Genomic DNA, 18,531 nt, shown 5'->3' on the forward strand with positions numbered 1-18,531 from the left:
ATATCATATGGTGTAATTAAATTACATTTAGCAGCGTGTTGTATGCGAAAGATAAAGAAAAACAGCCTGATAGTTCAACTAACAGGCTGTTTAAAATAATTGGAAAAATGATGAAGTTAGCGGATGTGGCGAGAGAATAGCATGCTCTTCACATAAGAACGTTTTGTCCAGTGGGTCATAAAGATGACGGCACTGATGTGAATCGCAACTGCGAACATAGTAAGGTTCGCAAACAGTTCATGAACTTGTTCTACCCACTCTTCACCCCAGAACATATCTAACTGAGTCGACCAGCCTGATACGCCAGTAATGATTAGGAATGTCCACATCACCCATATCATTACGGCACCAGCAGGGTTATGACCTTGATGCTCATCTGACTTAGTTTGTAAGACTTGCTGTAAGTGTTCCACAGCCTGAGACATTGACGGTTTGAATGCGGATAAACGAGCAGGAGACTGAGTTATTAAACCCCACACAAGCCGAATGGCTAGCGCTGCCAGAACGATGTATCCCACCCATTCGTGCGTCTCACTACCTTCTTCAGTGACAAAGTAATTCGCAGCAAACATCGCGGCTACTGTCCAGTGAGTAAGACGTACAACAATGTCCCAAACGTAAGGTTTAGTCATCTTCTTCCTCTTTTACTTTGCTCATATCCACTGGGTTGAAATAGATTTCAGTTTTCTTCCCCTCGGCGTTATAGCCATACAACTCGTAACAGCCAGTGCTGGTTTTTTTAAATTTCTTAATTTTGTATCCCATATCCTGAACTTGCTGTTTTGCTTGGTCAAACGACATCCATTTAGATTCAGGTTCTTTGGTACAAACAGGGTCAGCCATTGCTAATGTTGAGGCAGCCATTAACGTTACGAATAAACCAGAACGAAGCAGTGCGTGAGTAGTCATGTTCTCTCCTTGAGAATATCGGTGAACGATCGTGGTTAAGTTTGGCAACCGTTTCTTAAGGAACACTTAAGAATCACTGAGTAAGTTTAGGTCATTCGTTACGAATGGAACCGAGTCGACTGTTTGCACAAATATCAACCTAAACTTTTGTATCGACTATTCTTAATTTGTTTGCTGACTACGCTGAGGTGTTTATGAACTGGTTGAGAAACCTAACGATCACCAAAAAACTGATCGGATTAATTGTCACGTTACTCACGTTGACCCTAATCGTTTCTTTTTATGCGGTACTAAAGATGGAACGTGTTTCTAAAGAAATTGACGGTATTGCTCATGAAAATATGCCTTTGGTAAAGCTGGCGAGTAACATCACCATCAAGCAGCTTGAAGGCGCCGTACTGTTAGAAAAAGCCTTTCGTTTGGCTGAGATTCCTTCTGGAGAAGATAAGCAAGCTATGAGTAAGTTTGTCGCACAAGTTCGGCAATCATCTAAGTTCTTTGATGATGAAATACTAGAAGCAAAGTCACTCCTTTTTGAGGCGAAGAAACACGCCATCACCCCGGAACAGCTCAAACACCTTACCCAATTAGCCAACAATTTGTCTCAGCTGGAAGAACATCATAAAACGTATGAATCAACACTCTTTTCCATTTTGGATGGGCTAGAAGCGAAGCAAAATAACGATGCGATGTCTTCAAAAGTGCATCAATTTGAACAAACTCAGCAAATGCTGAATTCAGAGTTAGCGGAGTTTTTAGTTGGATTAGAAAGTGCAACGGAGAGCGCTATTTCAATAACTGTAGAACAAGAACATGAAGCTCTAATTGGTATGGCAACCATATCGATAGTCTCGATTATATTTGGTTTAACCGTCGGCATTTTATTTAGCCGCAGAATTGTAAAGTCCATGACTCGGGCAAAAATTGTTGCAGCGAACATGGCGCAAGGCAATTTTGATCAGCATATTGATGTGCAATCAAATGATGAAATTGGTCAATTGATGTCGAGTATGAACGTGATGGCCAATTCTTTAAGCAAAATGATTGGAGAGGTGATGAGTCGAACAGATGCTATCGCTGCTACAGTGACACAATTGTCAGCGGTTGCAGACAGCAACCGTCAAGCGATGCAAGTTCAGCAAGAAAACACTGAACAAGTGGCATCGGCAATGACGGAAATGGCAGCAACAATCACAGAGGTTGCGAGTAACGCAGACAGCGCAGCATTCGCAACATCCCGAGCAGAAAGCAATGTTAAAGAAGGTTGCTCAACGATCGACATGACTCAAGAGCTTTCGGTTGTGCTGGTGGAACAAGCCAGTCAGTCGCAAAGCATGATCCTAGATTTAAAAAACAGCACGCAAAAAATTCAAGACTTTGTGAAGGTGGTGGATGGAATTGCAGAGCAAACCAATTTATTAGCTTTGAACGCTGCTATTGAGTCAGCTCGGGCAGGGGAGCAAGGCAGAGGTTTCGCTGTGGTTGCTGATGAAGTGCGAGCGTTGGCTTCTCGTAGCCAACAAGCCACGAATGAAATTGGTAATTTGATTGAAGTGCTGATGAAGAGTTCTGAACATGCACACCATGCGATGAGCCAGAGCAATGAAAAAGTGAGCCAAACGTCTGAGTACATACAGCAGGCGCGAAATCAGCTTAACCATATCGCGACTGCTTTGGCAGAGTTGTCAGAGTCCAATACGCAAGTAGCAGCAGCAAGCGAAGAGCAAGCGGTGACAGCCGATCAAATCAGTCAGAATTTGATTGGTATTAAAGACTCAGGCGACCGAGTTTTACAAAGCACAGAAGAGACAGCAATGGCCAGTGAAGGTTTGGCTGTTCAGGCAAACGCTTTACGTACTTTGATGTCGGCTTTTCAGGTTAGAGCACAGCTTGCCTCATAACCAATCATTGTTTCGCCCGATAAACCTTTAAAGCTGAGAGTTTGGTGGCTTTTTGAACAGACAATCTATGGCAATCTAAATCAGTGAACACTTCTGACGGACGTTTAAGTTTCTATCAGGAGTGAAGGTTTAGTAGCAATGGAGCTGTTATGACTGGGTCTATCACTCAAATACCTTCTGTCACGCCCAATCAAGATCGATCAAGAGGATGTTTGATCGGCTTGGCAGTGGGGGATGCATTAGGCACCACATTAGAATTCAAACCACCCGGTACGTTTAAACCCATTACTGACATGATGGGCGGCGGGCACTTTTGTCTTAAAAAAGGCTACTGGACGGACGACACGTCTATGGCTTTGTGCCTTGCTCATAGTCTGTTGGAATGTGAGGCGTTCAATCCTCGCGACCAAATGGACAAATACTGTCTTTGGATGAACAACGGTTATATGAGCAGTATTGATGTGTGTTTTGATGTGGGTGTTGGAGTTTCCTCGGCACTGCGTCGCTATCAAAAAACTGGAGAGCCTTTTGCGGGCTCTAAAGCAAGATGGAGCTCTGGAAATGGTTCAATAATGCGCCTTGCTCCCGTGCCTATTTTCTTTCAACGCTCACTTTCAGATGCTGTGCTTTATGGGGGAGAAAGTTCGCGAACCACCCATGGTTCAACGTTGTGTATTGACGCCTGCCGCTATCTGTCTTCCATTTTGGTTCATTTGATTAATGGTGATAGGAAAGACATTTTCACAGACGTGGCATATATCCCTGAAACTGAAGAAGTTATGGCAATAAAGTCAGGTTCATTTTTATCCAAAGCCTATAACGATCTAACCGGCAGTGGCTATGTTATCGAAAGCCTAGAGTCCGCACTATGGTGCTTTATCAATACCGATTGCTTCGAATCTTGTGTTTTGGCCGCAGCCAATTTAGGAAATGATGCGGATACTACCGCAGCAATTGCTGGTCAACTTGCAGGTGCTTTTTACGGACATCAAGCAATTCGTAGTGATTGGCTAAAGGTTTTATATCAGCATGATGAGATTCTGGAGCTTGCTGATAGCCTTTACGCTTTTGCAGTTAGCGGCAATAACGCTCTCACTATGAAAGGCGGTGATGCATGACGCAATTGCCTCTTGTTGAACCCTGCCAGTATGTTTACAGCGAAGAAGAAAGTTCGATTCTGCAACAGATTTGTCTGCCTCTGAATCACTGTAATGTACCGTCTAAGTTACTGGCGAGCCTAAGCTATCAGCAAAACCCTATTCCTCTCGAAATTGATGGATTGCAGGTGTGGTATCCAGCCTTGTTTAAAGTGTTGAACACTACTGACAGTTATCATGAACGTGCTGAACATTTTAAGCACTTTATGTCTGAGCACTTCCATTTATCAAAAAGTGTTAACAGCACAAATGACGAAGCAGATCCACCGCCTAGACCGAAAGTGAACTACCGAAGATTGCTGCTTGGATGGCTATTTGACTCTGATAATGAACAGGGTGCGGCTTGGCGAAGTTGGGTTGAATCAAGATTTGGTTTGCTTACCTGTTTTCACCAAGGTTCACTACATGGTCCGGATACCCCAGAGTATTTACGTTTCAGACAAGTGTGTACTCGTGCCACATACAATACTAATGAACTGTATGCGCAGCTGGATTTGCTTTATTTGTTTTGCCAGCATGAACTGCGCTTGCGGTTTAAAGATGTTGAGCATTTAACTCTATATCGAGGTTGTACAGAACAAGCTGAGCACACAATCGAAGGTGAAAACGTAAAATTGTTTAATAACCTCAGTTCATTTACCGCAGACCCTGAAAGCGCGCTTCGCTTTGGTTCGAAGGTGTATTCCGTTAAGGTTCCTCTTTGCAAAATTGCGTGTTTTGAATCTCTTCTTCCACATAGTTTGCAGGGAGAGCAAGAGTTTATGGTATTAGGTGGTCTTTATAGGGTAGAGCGTTGGGCTTTATAAAGTGGCACGTATTATGTGAGCCGCTGTACAAAAATCTCATCCTATTTGGTTAATATCCACACAGTTAACTAAAGTTATATTACTGATTGAATAATAAAGAAATTGAAAGTCTTTCCGTTTTACTGACTCGAGCATTTGTTCTAATGATATAAATCCTAATAAAATAACGTTTTATTGTTTAATTTGTTGTATTTAAAGAATTTTATGGTGTTCGGTATACGCATGTACGCTCGAAAGTGTTTGCGGATTAATGTGAAGTGCTTCAAAATTAGTGCATTCGTATTTCTTCTTAGTTAAGAATGAATGAGGTTTTGATGAAAGTTGCGGATATTTTTAAACATCATGCTGAAAATTTAGTTAGGCATAATGAGTTTAAACAATTGATGTCTCCGACAGTGCGTGAGTACTGGGGAGAGCTATTGGATAAAACCAATAGCCGCCAGCTTTTTTCATGGGTGAAGGATTTTCACCAGCCAGCAAATGAAGATACTCCTGTTGCTGAACCTATCGTATTAAAACCAGAAGCTCAGGCAGTGTATAACCAACTTGAGTCGAAATTAGGCGAAGTGATCCATACAGGGGATTGGTTGTTAGTTGATCAGAACAGAATCAACCAGTTTGGCGCAATTACGGAAGATATGCAGTGGATTCACACGGATCCTGAAAGAGCACAAGCGGAATCACCATTTAAAACGACAATCGCTCACGGTTTTCTTACATTAGCACTGTTGCCAAAATTGACGGACAGTGTTGATGAAGACAAGTTGTTGTTCCCAACGGCGAAAATGATGGTGAATATTGGCTTAAACTCAGTACGCTTTCCTTATCCAATTAAAGTGGATAGTCGTGTGCGTGCGGTAAGTACGCTATCAAAAGTGACGCCAATTAAGAAAGGCTTAGAAATTGAGCGAGAAATTAAAGTTGAAATTGAAGGGGTTCGTCGACCAGGCTGTGTCGTAACTTCAGTTATTCAATTGCACTTTTAATTGATTGATTACTATAAAAAAGGAGAGCAGAAGCTCTCCTTTTTTATATCTATTATTTGTATTTCGCTGTAGGTATGTAACCGTACTCTTCAATCAGTTTCTTAACTCTGTCCGACTGAATAAAACGGAATAACTCTTTTGTCTCTTGCTTATCTTTTTCAGGGTAGTGAAGAAGTAAGAATGGACGAGAAAGTTGGTATTCGTGACTTGCGATAGTCTCTGGTGTGGCTGTCACACCTTCAAACTTGATGGCTTTTACGGAACGATCAACAGAACCAGTAGAGATAAAACCAATCGCTTGTGAATTATGGTTAACCAGCGTTTTCACCATACTGTTGCTATTCACCACGAGATTATTTGGGTTTATATCAGAAACCAGTCTGTCTTTAATCACTCTGGTTAGTCCGAGCAAGCTTTCAAAACTGAAACGTGAGCCAGAAGATGCTTCGCGCGTGACTACTGCGATTTTTTGGTCGTTGCCACCAACTTGTTTCCAGTTAGTGATTTTACCTTTATAGATGTCATAAAGCTGTTCACGCGATAAATCACCGACAGGATTTGATTGGTTAACTACAACCGCTAAACCATCAAAGGCAATGATGAATGTCTGTAGCGATTCTTCAACTTCATTATCCGTAAGATAGCGAGAGCTCATTGCAACATCCGCTACACCTTTTTTAAGCAGTGTTATGCCAGCAGTGGAGCCGACACCTTGAACGGCTATGTAAGTATCTTTATGGGTAGAGTTATATTCTTCTGCGATCACATCCATGATGCGTGCAACTGAAGTAGAGCCAGAAACGTTGATTTCGCTAGCGTGCGCGAAAGGTGTTACTAGACAAAGCGAGCATAGAGTGGCTAGCGCAACTCGAAACATAATAGAACTCCAAGCAAAAATAAGAACATATCAGCGACATATCATATTGCGAATAAATGACAGTTTTATGAAAGTGTTTGATGGTACGCATTGAAATATGGTTGAAAACTCTCTAGTTTGAGGCTGATGGTTTATACTGAGTTAACTTTAAGAACCACGAGTATAGAGGCTCTTAATGTCGAATTCGGTCACAAGATAATGGGGTATCCAAAGTCATGACGGTCGTTAATTTGCTACAGCGTCAAATTGAACGTAGGGCAGAGCTTGTGTGCCATAGTCGCAATCGAAGTCTTCCTGTAGATTTGGGTAAATCGAGTTTTGAATCGTTAGATAACGGTGTCGAATTCATACTGCAACACTATAAATTGGACTCTGTGCACAGTGAGTACTCAAGCTCAGTCGCTCGTATACTATGGGATGCTGAAAAACGGTTGTGGGAGCTATATATCCCCTCGCATGAGAACGACAGTGAACAGTGGGTTCCATACCCGTTCCTTTCCAAAAGTTCAGATCTTACCGCCGTGATGCGCGAGATTGAAAAAGATCCTAAATCCTATTTCTGGTCGTGAGCATTTTATTATCTCCATGAACTAGTGGCTTTTGCCGAATAGACTAGCGACTTTTAATACATAATCGTGAACCAATAAAAAAGGCATTCCATTGGAATGCCTTTTACGTTTTCGAATAACGCTACTTTGGAACAGAAAACTGCTTATTCAGCGCTCTCTTCTTGGCTACTTTGAGCCAGTTGTGCATTTTCAGCTGATTCAGCTTCCACTTGCTCTTCAGCAACTTGCTTTGACTCGTCTGCAAATACTTGAGTCGGTTTTGCTACGATACTGCGGTTTTCTTGGCTTACATCAGTCAACACTACTTCAAGAGTATCACCGAGGCGGTATACCACTTCTTTATCAATAGTGATGATGCCTTGCTCACCGTTACACTCCAAGCGTTCTTTATTGGCAAGGATTAATGACGCAGGAATAAACGCTGCTGCGCCATTTTCAAGTAAACGAACACGAGCACCGGCACGGTTAATATCAAAGATCTCGGCATTAAATAGCGTTTGCTTTGCAGGCTCTTCTGCCAAAGTACGTGCGTACAACCAATCCGCTACGTTACGCTCTGCAATCTTGTGATGCTTGCGATGCAGTGACAGCTCTTCGCCTACTGTTTCATCGGGCTGTTGCACAGGCTCTTTATTCAAGATGTGTGCTTTAAGCATGCGATGGTTAATCATGTCACCATATTTACGAATTGGAGAAGTCCAAGTCGCGTAAACCTCTAAGCCCATTGCGTAGTGAGGAAGTGGCTGATTACCAATTTCACTGTAACTTTGACATTTACGAATGCGGTTATCCAAGTACGAGGTTTCTTGACCACACAACCAACGACGGAGTGAAGCAAAACCTTCCAATGTCGCCAGACTTTCAGCATCGCACTGAGCACCATTTGATGTCATCAGCTCCACTACATCTGTCATCTTGTCAGCTTTAAAGCCAGCGTGTGTATTGAATACTCCCGCATTGAACGTTGATTGCAGCACTTTACCCGCACAGATGTTGGCAGTGATCATCGATTCTTCAACCAAACGATTTGCAGTACGGCGCATATCTGCGTGAATTGCGATAACGTCGTTATCTTCACTCAGTTCGAATCGGTAATCAGGACGGTCAGGGAAAACCACCGCATTGTTTTCGCGCCAGTTTGCACGCGCTTGAGAGAACTCATACAAGGTACGTACGACTTCTGAAATAGTGTCTGTTGGTTGCCATTCTGTAGATGAGCCATTTTCCAACCAGTCAGAAACATGGTCATAAACAAGGCGAGCGTGAGACTGAATATTTGCTGCAAAGAAACGAATGTCGTCTGCGATAACGCCGTCTGCACCAACGGTTACCGTACAGCAAAGCGCAGGGCGGACTTGGTTTTCAATCAGTGAACATAAGTCATCAGCCAAATCACGTGGCAACATCGGGATGTTACGACCTGGCAAATAGATAGTGAAGCCGCGTTGACGCGCTACTTTATCCATCTCATCATCAGGAGTGATATATGCAGTAGGGTCGGCAATCGCGATCGTTAGCTCAAAGCTACCGTTCTCAAGTTTTTTCGCGTAAAGAGCATCATCCATGTCTTTGGTGGATGCACCGTCAATGGTAACAAACGGAATATGAGTTAAATCTGAGCGCTCCAGTTCAGCGTCATCTTTAAGCTGCCAGTTTTCGATACCCGCTGGTTCGCTGTTTGGTAGATCATTTTCTGCTAACGTTACCCACCAAGGTGCGATTTTGTCTTCGGCATCGGTGATTTTTTCGGAAATTTCTACGAAGAAATTATCATCGCCTTTTAGAGGATGGCGAATAAGATGTGCAACAACCCAGTCACCTTCTTGGAACTCTTCCTGATTCAAACCTTTCTTAACTTTTGCCTTTAAAGGCATCTTTTTAAGCTGTGGGTGATCAGGTGCAACGTTAAGTTTGCCTTTAAACAGCTTTACTCGGCCAATAAAGCGAGTCAGTGATTGCTCAAGAAGCTCTTGTGGCTCCGCGACTTCACGTTCTTTCTCTGTACGGATAATCGCAACCACTTTGTCTCCATGAATACACTTTTTCATATATGGAGGCGGAATGAAGAAACTGGTTTTACTATCGACTTCTAAGAAACCAAAGCCTTTATCTGTAGCTTTAATGACGCCTTCTTTTTTTGGCAGGTTTTCTTGAATTTGTTGCTTAAGTTGAGCAAGTAACGGGTTGTCTTGGAACATGTCTTCTATTTCTAGCTTAGTGAATTGCGCACACTATAATCATTACAGGCGATTATTACTACCCAGCCATAACCTTTCTCAGGCATTTTGAAAGGTAATATTTGTCGGTTTGGTGGCACAAAATGCTTAGTAATAAGAGGGTTGGAACAAGGCTCTGATGGTTTTTTATCCTCTATAAGAATAAATTGTGATGAATTTCAATTTTTTCTAGCTTTTTTTATGCTTTTAGGGAATAATCCGCCTCCCTTATATGTCCCTAGTGGCTTGATGCGTTACAAAACTTATCCGTATCTGAACGGAATCAGACAATCGCAGGATTGGTTGGAAATGGTGGAGCACATGGGACCTTGGTTAATAATTATTTTAGTGGGATCCCCATGTCTGATACTGTAATTCAATTCAGTGACTTAGCACTTAACAGTGCTGTTCTTTCAGCCCTAGATTCAATGGGCTTCGTGTCTCCAACTCCTATCCAAGCTGCTGCTATTCCTCTTTTATTAGAAGGTCGCGACGCATTAGGTAAAGCACAAACAGGTACAGGTAAAACAGCTGCATTCTCTTTGCCGCTTTTAAACAAGATCGATCTATCTCAGCACAAACCTCAAGCAATCATCATGGCTCCAACTCGTGAGCTAGCGATTCAGGTAGCTGCTGAGATCAAAAACTTAGGTCAAAACATTTCTGGCCTTAAAGTTCTAGAAATCTACGGTGGTGCATCTATCGTTGATCAAATGCGTTCTCTACGCTCAGGTGCTCATATTGTTGTTGGTACTCCTGGTCGTGTGAAAGACTTGATCACTCGTGAGCGTCTACACCTGGACGAGTGTCATACATTCGTTCTTGATGAAGCTGACGAAATGTTGAAGATGGGCTTTGTTGACGACGTTACTTGGATCATGGAGCAAGCTCCTGAGTCAGCGCAACGCGTACTGTTCTCTGCAACAATGCCACCAATGGTAAAAACGATTGTTGACCGCTTCCTACGTAACCCTGCACGTGTAGACGTTGCTGGTTCAAACCAAACTGTTGAGAAAGTTGAGCAACAATTCTGGGTTGTAAAAGGCGTAGAGAAAGACGAAGCAATGACTCGTCTTCTAGAAACTGAAGAAACTGATGCATCAATCGTGTTCGTTCGTACTCGTCAAGATACTGAGCGTCTAGCTGACTGGTTAAGCTCTCGTGGCTTTAAAGCTGCTGCACTACACGGCGATATTCCTCAGTCTCTACGTGAGCGTACAGTAGACCATATCAAACAGGGTGTAATTGATATCCTTGTTGCGACTGACGTTGTTGCTCGTGGTCTTGATGTGCCACGAATCACTCACGTATTTAACTACGATATTCCATTCGATGTTGAGTCGTACATCCACCGTATCGGTCGTACAGGTCGTGCTGGCCGTAAAGGTAAAGCGATCCTGTTAGTACGTACTAACCAACTTCGCATGCTTCGCACTATTGAGCGTGTTACTCGTTCATCAATGGAAGAAATTCAACTTCCACACCGTGATCAAGTAGCTGAAGCTCGTCTTTCTCTACTTGCTGCTGAGCTAGCGGCTGAGAAAGAAAACAACACAGTTCTTGATAAGTTTGCAGAACTAGTAGAGAAGCTACAAGCGTCTCTAGAAATGGACACTGAAACACTTTGTGCAATCTTGTTGAAACGTCAACAAGGTAAGCGTCCACTATTCTACACTGGTGAAGATCCAATGATCGCAGCAGTAGAGCGTGATAAGCAACGTCGTCGCGATCGTCGTGATGACCGTGGTGAGCGCGGAGAGCGTAGTGAAGGCGGTCGTCGTGAGTTCGGTGGTCGTGACAACGCTGATTGGGAAACTTACCAACTTCAAGTTGGCCGTGACCAAGGCGTACAAGTTAAAGACATCGTTGGTGCACTTGCAAACGAATTAGGCCTAACTAAAGGCTCTATCGGTGCAATCAAACTGGCTCAAGGTCATACGTTTGTTCAGCTTCCAAAGACTATGTCTGCAGAAGTGACTGGCAAACTACGTAAACTACGTATCCGTCAAAAAGAAGTGGGTGCAGTAGTGTGTGATTTTGATGATTTCCGCGAGTCTCGTGGTGGTCGTCGTGAAGGCGGACGTCGTGACGGTGGTAACCGTGATGGTGGTTTCCGTGGTGGCCGTGAAGGCGGTAACCGTCGTGAAGGTGGTTTCCGTGGTAACCGTGAAGGCGGTCATCGTGAAGGTGGCGAGCGTCGTTTCGACCGCAACCGTGGCGGCGACAACCGTGGTAACTACCGTGGCGAACGTGGTCACAACCGTCGCAGCCAAGAAGCTTAATTAAAGCCTCTGCAATCTAATTGATAAAACCCGTGGCGAAAACCACGGGTTTTTCTATTTATCTGAATAGCGAATCATCTCAAGAGCGAAAACAAGCGCGAATAAGGCTTGATCGTAATGATTGCTTGAGATTTCACCCATATCCGTTAGAATGCTCACCCTGTCTTAACGATAGCGCATCCGTATTTGCGCATTGAATTAATGCAGCTAAAAATGATTTATCGAGTGCTTGTTTTTTATCATTCTGATTTTTAAGCACAATATTTTTAAAACATGTGTTGCTTGGTGTGTATCACATGCTTCATCTCCTCAATTTTTCTCTCATCATCTAACTTGCTCACAACGTACTGTAAATCAATTATTTATAGTTTTCTCTAGTCATCTCTCATAATCTAATTTGCTCAAAATGTTCCTTTGATTTTCTGAAACGCTTGTACCAAACTCGTACCAAATTTTTTTGGTACAGAGAATTCACCATGACAAAACGAATAACCGATTCATGGTTACGCGCTGTAAATGGCAAAACATACGAGGGCGCTCCGGAAATTACATACCGCGATGGACTCGGATTGCGAATATCCCCAAAAGGAAAGATCTCATGGGTTTATCGGTTTTCTCTAGGCGGTAAAGCCATAAGAATGAAACTGGGTACTTATCCCAAAATGCGTATCACTGATGCTGAAAATGTTAAAAAAGAGAAAGAAGCTTTAGTCGCACAAGGTATAGATCCTCGTAACCGACTCCTTATCAATCGCGAAAAACCAAAGCCAACGACAGTAAAAGAACTGATCGATTATTGGTACGTTAATCACGCAGAACCCAAGCTTGAGAGACCAGAACCTCTACTAACCATGTTCTACAGAGATATTGTTCCCTATGTGGGTGACTATGACGCTAAAGACCTTGAGCTTTTTGACTACGTTAAGGTTTTCAAAATCGCCAGTGAGCGAGTAAGCCCTAAGCATTCAGCTAATCTAATGTCACGCTTTAAAGCAGTGTTATCGTATTCAGTTCGACATGGACTCTTAAAGTACAACGTAATTACTGAGTTGAAGAAAAACGATGTAGGAAAGCCTACAAGCGTCCGAAATACAAAGCAGGAAGGTAACGATATAAGAAGGCTTTGGCGGCTTCTCTCGGACTTCCCTGCGCATCCTAGCAATAGAAATATACTAAAGCTTCTAATGATCTTCGGCTGTCGAGGCGTTGAGCTACGGCTAGCAAAGAAAACCGACTTTGATTTCGAAAAGTTGATCTGGACGGTTCCAGAAGAACACAACAAGATTCGACATAAGGGTGGAGGTGAAATTCGACGCGCCATACCAGAACTTGCTGCACGCATTCTGAGAGAGCAATTCGCGATGTTTCCTAACTGCGTAGTCGTATTTCCTCAAGTGAACAAAAAGTCAGACACTCCAATATCAGGAAATACTCTCGTTGATGTGGGCAAACGTTTTTCGTGGTTTGTTGAAAGTCATGGCTTACCGCCTTCTCTTAATCACGATATGCGGAGAACAGCACGAAACTGGTGGGAATCAGCAGGCTTTAATCCAAAGGTTAGCGATGTAATGTTGGGGCATAAAGTTCATACAGGCACCAAGAAACACTATTTAGATTATGACTATCTTGATGAGCAAAGAGAGTGCTATGAGAAATGGTGTGATTTTATTTCAACCAAACGTGTGACGGTTTCTAATGTAGTTGAGATAGAACAAGTAATTGCCAATCATTATTAGCTAGTACTTAGATTACTTTATATTACATCTACTCTGCCTATCATTTTATGTAACTACATCTTGACGGCATTATAGAGTTTGCTCATTATTGCAGACGTCCCATTGGTAAAGGAATGAGCGTTTGGTTTAATTGGTGAATGAAACGAGTAGTGCTCATAAAGATATGGCAATGTGCGAAATTGAGAATATTTAGAAGATAACTTGAAGCCTGTGTAACAATACTTATAGATGCCTTGGATTTTGTAAGATTAAAGGCAGGTTTTTAGCTTGATTTCTGTTTGTAAGTTAATCGATTTTAGATTGGTTTTTGTTCGCATTTTGGTTTTTCTTAGTGCTATTTATATCTATTGTTACTACCTAAAAAATAAAGAAATAAATCACTTAGAGTTATATTTATTCTTACTTGTCCTTCCCAGAAACTTGCAGCGAATAAAATTATGAATAGTTTTAGTCCGAGAGAGATTGGAGATCAGCATGTTCATGCTGTTAGCTTAGAATTAAGAAAGTATATTAATACCAAAAAGTTACCGGATGAAGAAGGAACTGCAGCTGCTACGGCACGTTTCATAGTCGAGCAGTATAGTGATATTACGCATGTTATTGATAAGTTTGAAATGGAAAATTCAAATACTGCACCAGATTTAAAGCTACACCGTATGAGTGGCGAGAGCATCTCTGTAAACTTATACAAATTAAAAAACAATAATCTAATACAGCCAAAAAATTTGGGTGCTAAGAGCTTCATTACAAAATATTTCAAGTCTGAAGTTATACAAGACGAGTTCAATTCATATTTTGAAACTGTTCATCATCAATTTTTATTAGACAGCTTGGGCATTGTTAGTAAAAAAATGAAGAGCAATGTTTCAACCCGAATTTTAAAGGGTAAGCTTAAAAACATCTGTCCAAGTTTCATTCCGGAGATTGAATCGTTTCGTGGTAAGTTTTTATATCAACTTAGGGAAAAATGTTTTGATTTATTCCTTAAAGAGTATAACCAACAAAGCGGTGCTATTGAGAGTGCTTTCAAGACTCTCTTTATGACAGATTCGTTCACGGTTGTAACAAGGTATAAGCTTGAAAAAGATGGTACTGAACGTTTACTGAGCGTAGATGAATTTAAAGTAGATGTCCATGAAATAAAAAATGTACATATCTCAAAAGTCGGAATGAATACAGTAGGTATAACTTCAGACGATAATACGCTTTTATTAAGGTTTAAATTTGAGAGTGGACCTAATTCAGCCATAAAGCTTGCAACAAGCTACGCGAAAATGAAAGCTGACTATCTAGACGAAAACATTCGATCGCTTGAAAACTTCAATGCTGTCTTCTCTAATAGTAGTTATCGTATTGAAGGGAAAGCAAATCCTAATGCGATTGGAAAATGCTCAGAAGCTATATTTTATTCTCAACTTCTAAAAGCTAACTCGAATGTTCATCAGCTAGATCCAAATGGTTTCATTGGTATTCTTGAAACGTATTCTCCAAGCATTTCTGAAGATGAGGTTAAGGCAATACAAGGCACATCTGCCTCTGCTGTTGGTGGCTTAGCTATGTTTCTTAAAGAAAAATATGGTGATTATAAAATTGATTCAATAGAGTTAGTTCCTGAAGCATATTTAGATAACCGACTAAATACAGCTGATATTGAGCTAGTATTGAGAGTTGGTAATAAGTATGTGACTGAACCTATCTCTCTTAAAGCTATTAAAAATGCTTCTACAAAAAATAATACAATAAATTGCAAAAATCCTGGGGCCGGACAAATATTAAGCTCTACTTACTTCGAATTGTCACAAGATAGACTAGATGAAGTGATTAGATTGACGAAATCTAAATTCGATAATAAAGAAATTGATCATGATGAGGCATTGAAAACTATATCTAAAGGTATAGGTGTTCAACTTGTTAGTGCTGACCAAGACAAGCTTATTAAAGGTGCGAAATCACTTTTAGGAACAGCGCTAGTGGTTGTTGTTTATTATTGTAGTAAAAAATATGCATTTTTAGACCACAATTTAACAATACGTGATATCAATGTTCATCCTCTAGAACCTTCCCCTATTCAAAATACATTATCTTGGTCTGATGGAGAAAGAATTCAGCTTAGAGTTAAGTTCAGTAGTGGCAAGGATAAAGGATGGTCATCAATAAAACTAGCTTGTGCATATGTGTTTCCAACTGGAAAAATATATACAGCAGATTAACCTAGTTACGTAGCGACCTTAGCTGTAAATAAACTATAAAAGATAAGGTCGCTTATGTTGAAGACTAAAACCCGTCTCGACAAATGTGATAGCGCTAGTTTTGCGGGGAAATGATATTTTTAACATCTTTGCCAGAGCTTAGTGGCTAGTTTGTTGATTTTATTAATGTAAATCTCATGAAGTGTTCATCTTGGTAATCTAAGTGGTAATCAAAAGTTTCACTTTTACGTATTTCATAAATGACTTTAACAAAATGGTTGCTACTTGATTTTACTAAAAAAGATATGTTGGCTGACAAGTTGCCTGATGTCGTAAAACAATCATTTAAATTTTCGGCCAGTACGCAAACAAAACCTTTATCTCCCCCGTAGTTTAGGTCTACTTTTTGAGGTGTTGATAACAAAATAGTGGTTCCTAGTTCTCGTTCAATTTGTTTTATTAGCAATAAATATTGTTCCAAGTCAGTTAATCTTTTTTCATTAGTACCATTAATGATATTGTCGAAAAATAAATATAGATTGATGTGACCATTTTTATATTTTTTTAAGACGGATTTTATTTTTCTTGCTAGGATTTTGTAGCGACCTTTTTTAAGTAAATATTTTGCCTTGATATAAATTAAATTATTCTTTTTTTTATCTGGCATAAATGTTTTATTACTTAATATTTCGAACTCAACATATAGAAGTAAAGAAAAGGAAAAGTCTTTTAGTAAAAAATCGATATTGTTTTCTTTCGATAGTAATTCTTTCAAATTATTGGCTCTTTAGCTTGTGATATCCATGTTGATTTATGCATATACCTCATAAGTTTATATCTAATAGTATAGAGTTTTATATAGAAATAGAAGCCTATGGTTAATTCTGTTGACCCTAGTTCATGTCTTCTTGTTGATATGAGCTTTAACGATACAAAATTTTCAAAGTATTGAAAATACTGTGAAAAAATCGCTGGCCAAATGTACAGTAAATTGTTACAATAATTGAAATTAAATATCAACACCGAATCAGAGTATGACAGATAAGATTGTTTCATTTTTTGCCGGCGCTGGCGGACTAGATCTTGGCTTTGAGAAAGCAGGTTTCAATGTAGTATGGGCTAACGAGTACGATAAAGATATCTGGGCTACTTACGAGAAAAACCACCCTCATACAACATTGGACAGACGTAGTATTACAGATATCAAAGCACAAGAAGTTCCTGACTGTGACGGAATAATTGGAGGACCTCCTTGTCAGAGCTGGAGCGAGGCTGGATCTCAGCGCGGTATTGAAGATAAACGCGGTCAGCTGTTCTTTGATTTTATACGCATTTTGGAAGCTAAAAGGCCAAAATTCTTTTTAGCTGAGAATGTTAGTGGTATGCAGCACCCAAGACATGCTGATGCACTCAAAAATATTAAACAAATGTTTAAGGATGCTGGCTATGATTTATATTACAAAATGCTTAACGCCGTTGACTACGGTGCAGCTCAGGATCGAAAACGTGTAATATTTATTGGATTTCGAAGTGATCTCAACATCGATTATATTTTTCCAGAACCGATTCTTAAAAATGAAAGAAAATCACTAAAAGATATAATTTCTGACCTAGAAGACAATGTAGTCCCTGCTCTCGATAAACAGAAACCCAACCCGAGCATAAAGTTTCTTAATCATGAATATATGATTGGAGGTTTCTCTTCTATTTATATGTCCCGTAATAGAGTTAGAGCATGGGATGAACCATCGTTTACTATTCAAGCCGGTGGACGACATGCGCCTATACATCCAAGTGCGCCAAAGATGGAGAAAATAGGGACAGACAAGTTCAAATTTGTCGAAGGGTATGAATACCGAAGATTAAGCGTTCGCGAGTGTGCGCGAATCCAAGGTTTTCCAGATAACTTTGAGTTTATTTATAGTAATGTAGCTACGGGCTATAAGATGATAGGTAATGCCGTAGCCGTACCTTTTGCAAAAGCTTTAGCTGTTAGCATTTTTGAACATTTAAAAAGAGCAAAAATTCAACAAGCTGCCTAGCTATTTAGCCCTATTGTTAATTTTATTAAAACGGACAAAAAGTGTTCATATTTCATATGAAGGCTTTTTGTCTATTAAACCACTAATATTATGTTTAGTTGCTGCTTAATTCCTGTGTCTACTTCAAACATAAAAGCTCGTGTTGTCTTCGCATCTGGCAATGAAGATTGCAATTAATAAGATACCTTTAATAGAAAATGTGTCTTGTGTTATTTGGCACCATGGCTTCGTTCGCTGATAAGAACAGTCTTCTTGTCATACCGGTTATCTGACAATCGAACTCGCCGTTGTAGTTTGCCACGATTACATCGAGGTTCTGAACGGTAACGTGACGATCAACTATTAATAAATCACCGTTAAAGATGCCAATTCCTTGCATTGATTCACCAATTGCCTGTCCTATGAACGTAGCGCTAGGGTGTTCAATAAGGAGTTCGTCTAGATTCATCTCGAGCTGGGTGTACTCTGCTGCGGGAGATTCAAAGCCAGTAATACCAGCGCTTGCAAGGATAGGAATAACTTTCATTTTGATGTGTTAAAATTATTAGATCTAGAATCATTACGTAAGACGATTAGTTGCTAGTTGGAGTTAGGCAACTAAACCAATTGTTGACTAATAAATACTCAGGTATCACTAGATAAATAGACCTCGTACACGCAATAAGAACTTACTCTATAGATTCACTATTTCATTTTATTTTAATGTGCTAGTTTCATACGATATAAATCAAATTAAATTGTAGAATAGAGGCTTAAAAATGAAATTTGACGCGTTGGCAGTGCAAACTGTTCAAACCAAATATGATATGGAGAAGATATTAACTTCAGTCAATAGTGGTAAAGCAATTATGTTTACTGGTG

The 18,531-nt window shown here is 40.5% G+C and carries 14 protein-coding genes and 1 pseudogene; 9 read left to right on the forward strand and 6 right to left on the reverse strand.

Going from position 1 to position 18,531, the window contains the following annotated elements:
• Positions 1 to 116: 116 nt before the first annotated feature.
• Positions 117 to 632 carry a cytochrome b/b6 domain-containing protein gene (locus ACOSVQ_RS13110; protein ID WP_491982990.1) on the reverse strand — a complete coding sequence of 172 codons (516 nt, stop codon included), beginning with the start codon at positions 630 to 632 and terminating at the stop codon, positions 117 to 119.
• A complete protein-coding gene (locus ACOSVQ_RS13115; protein WP_491982991.1) occupies positions 625 to 909 on the reverse strand; it encodes a PepSY domain-containing protein in 285 nt (94 codons plus the stop codon). Before ACOSVQ_RS13115 ends, ACOSVQ_RS13110 begins: the two co-directional genes overlap by 8 nt.
• A 194-nt stretch (positions 910 to 1,103) precedes the next feature.
• Between ACOSVQ_RS13115 and ACOSVQ_RS13120 the strand changes: the two genes are divergently transcribed.
• The 4 genes from ACOSVQ_RS13120 (at position 1,104) to ACOSVQ_RS13135 (ending at position 5,759) form a co-directional block, all read left to right on the forward strand.
• Positions 1,104 to 2,810: a methyl-accepting chemotaxis protein gene (locus ACOSVQ_RS13120; RefSeq protein ID WP_491982992.1), complete on the forward strand. Its 1,707-nt coding sequence runs from the start codon at positions 1,104 to 1,106 to the stop codon at positions 2,808 to 2,810.
• Between the two features lie 149 nt (positions 2,811 to 2,959).
• Positions 2,960 to 3,928 (forward strand): ADP-ribosylglycohydrolase family protein, encoded by a 969-nt coding sequence (locus ACOSVQ_RS13125; RefSeq protein ID WP_491982993.1) that lies wholly within the window; start codon positions 2,960 to 2,962, stop codon positions 3,926 to 3,928.
• The gene (locus tag ACOSVQ_RS13130; RefSeq protein ID WP_491982994.1) at positions 3,925 to 4,773 is read left to right on the forward strand and encodes an NAD(+)--dinitrogen-reductase ADP-D-ribosyltransferase; all 849 of its coding nucleotides are present in this window, start codon (positions 3,925 to 3,927) and stop codon (positions 4,771 to 4,773) included. The genes ACOSVQ_RS13125 and ACOSVQ_RS13130 overlap by 4 nt, the downstream gene beginning before the upstream one ends.
• Before the next feature lie 314 nt (positions 4,774 to 5,087).
• Positions 5,088 to 5,759, forward strand: coding sequence for a MaoC family dehydratase (locus ACOSVQ_RS13135; RefSeq protein WP_491982995.1), 672 nt, complete (start codon positions 5,088 to 5,090; stop codon positions 5,757 to 5,759).
• Positions 5,760 to 5,811: 52 nt separating this feature from the next.
• Here the strand turns inward: ACOSVQ_RS13135 and ACOSVQ_RS13140 are convergent, their stop codons facing one another.
• Positions 5,812 to 6,636 carry a phosphate ABC transporter substrate-binding protein gene (locus ACOSVQ_RS13140; RefSeq protein WP_491982996.1) on the reverse strand — a complete coding sequence of 275 codons (825 nt, stop codon included), beginning with the start codon at positions 6,634 to 6,636 and terminating at the stop codon, positions 5,812 to 5,814.
• Between the two features lie 215 nt (positions 6,637 to 6,851).
• Here ACOSVQ_RS13140 and ACOSVQ_RS13145 point away from each other — a divergent pair, with 215 nt between their 5' ends.
• A complete protein-coding gene (locus ACOSVQ_RS13145) occupies positions 6,852 to 7,205 on the forward strand; it encodes a DUF3024 domain-containing protein (protein WP_491982997.1) in 354 nt (117 codons plus the stop codon).
• A 143-nt stretch (positions 7,206 to 7,348) separates the two neighbouring features.
• On the opposite strand, the gene rnb is transcribed toward ACOSVQ_RS13145, so the two are convergent.
• On the reverse strand, positions 7,349 to 9,403 hold the full coding sequence (rnb, locus tag ACOSVQ_RS13150) for an exoribonuclease II (RefSeq protein ID WP_491982998.1): 2,055 nt from the start codon (positions 9,401 to 9,403) through the stop codon (positions 7,349 to 7,351).
• Positions 9,404 to 9,780: 377 nt separating this feature from the next.
• On the opposite strand from rnb, the gene ACOSVQ_RS13155 reads away from it, so the two are divergent.
• The 3 genes from ACOSVQ_RS13155 (at position 9,781) to ACOSVQ_RS13165 (ending at position 15,649) form a co-directional block, all read left to right on the forward strand.
• Entirely contained in the window at positions 9,781 to 11,703 is a 1,923-nt protein-coding gene (locus tag ACOSVQ_RS13155) for a DEAD/DEAH box helicase (protein ID WP_491982999.1), read from the forward strand.
• Between the two features lie 476 nt (positions 11,704 to 12,179).
• Positions 12,180 to 13,439 (forward strand): tyrosine-type recombinase/integrase, encoded by a 1,260-nt coding sequence (locus tag ACOSVQ_RS13160; protein ID WP_491983000.1) that lies wholly within the window; start codon positions 12,180 to 12,182, stop codon positions 13,437 to 13,439.
• 437 nt (positions 13,440 to 13,876) lie between these two features.
• A complete protein-coding gene (locus ACOSVQ_RS13165; RefSeq protein ID WP_491983001.1) occupies positions 13,877 to 15,649 on the forward strand; it encodes a hypothetical protein in 1,773 nt (590 codons plus the stop codon).
• A 145-nt stretch (positions 15,650 to 15,794) separates the two neighbouring features.
• On the opposite strand, the gene ACOSVQ_RS13170 is transcribed toward ACOSVQ_RS13165, so the two are convergent.
• Entirely contained in the window at positions 15,795 to 16,403 is a 609-nt protein-coding gene (locus tag ACOSVQ_RS13170; protein ID WP_491983002.1) for a DUF2913 family protein, read from the reverse strand.
• 259 nt (positions 16,404 to 16,662) lie between these two features.
• Between ACOSVQ_RS13170 and ACOSVQ_RS13175 the strand changes: the two genes are divergently transcribed.
• Positions 16,663 to 17,670 (forward strand): DNA cytosine methyltransferase, encoded by a 1,008-nt coding sequence (locus ACOSVQ_RS13175; protein ID WP_491983003.1) that lies wholly within the window; start codon positions 16,663 to 16,665, stop codon positions 17,668 to 17,670.
• 123 nt (positions 17,671 to 17,793) lie between these two features.
• On the opposite strand, the pseudogene ACOSVQ_RS13180 reads toward ACOSVQ_RS13175, so the two are convergent.
• Positions 17,794 to 18,196, reverse strand: a pseudogene (locus ACOSVQ_RS13180) (S24 family peptidase).
• Positions 18,197 to 18,531: the final 335 nt, after the last annotated feature.

It is taken from the genome of Vibrio sp. HM8-C, from assembly GCF_058630515.1.

Coding starts and splice junctions, on each gene's coding strand:
- ACOSVQ_RS13110 (WP_491982990.1), bottom strand. CDS start 632: ATGACTAAACCTTACGTTTGGGACATTGTTGTACGTCTTACTCACTGG.
- ACOSVQ_RS13115 (WP_491982991.1), bottom strand. CDS start 909: ATGACTACTCACGCACTGCTTCGTTCTGGTTTATTCGTAACGTTAATG.
- ACOSVQ_RS13120 (WP_491982992.1), top strand. CDS start 1,104: ATGAACTGGTTGAGAAACCTAACGATCACCAAAAAACTGATCGGATTA.
- ACOSVQ_RS13125 (WP_491982993.1), top strand. CDS start 2,960: ATGACTGGGTCTATCACTCAAATACCTTCTGTCACGCCCAATCAAGAT.
- ACOSVQ_RS13130 (WP_491982994.1), top strand. CDS start 3,925: ATGACGCAATTGCCTCTTGTTGAACCCTGCCAGTATGTTTACAGCGAA.
- ACOSVQ_RS13135 (WP_491982995.1), top strand. CDS start 5,088: ATGAAAGTTGCGGATATTTTTAAACATCATGCTGAAAATTTAGTTAGG.
- ACOSVQ_RS13140 (WP_491982996.1), bottom strand. CDS start 6,636: ATGTTTCGAGTTGCGCTAGCCACTCTATGCTCGCTTTGTCTAGTAACA.
- ACOSVQ_RS13145 (WP_491982997.1), top strand. CDS start 6,852: ATGACGGTCGTTAATTTGCTACAGCGTCAAATTGAACGTAGGGCAGAG.
- rnb (WP_491982998.1), bottom strand. CDS start 9,403: ATGTTCCAAGACAACCCGTTACTTGCTCAACTTAAGCAACAAATTCAA.
- ACOSVQ_RS13155 (WP_491982999.1), top strand. CDS start 9,781: ATGTCTGATACTGTAATTCAATTCAGTGACTTAGCACTTAACAGTGCT.
- ACOSVQ_RS13160 (WP_491983000.1), top strand. CDS start 12,180: ATGACAAAACGAATAACCGATTCATGGTTACGCGCTGTAAATGGCAAA.
- ACOSVQ_RS13165 (WP_491983001.1), top strand. CDS start 13,877: ATGAATAGTTTTAGTCCGAGAGAGATTGGAGATCAGCATGTTCATGCT.
- ACOSVQ_RS13175 (WP_491983003.1), top strand. CDS start 16,663: ATGACAGATAAGATTGTTTCATTTTTTGCCGGCGCTGGCGGACTAGAT.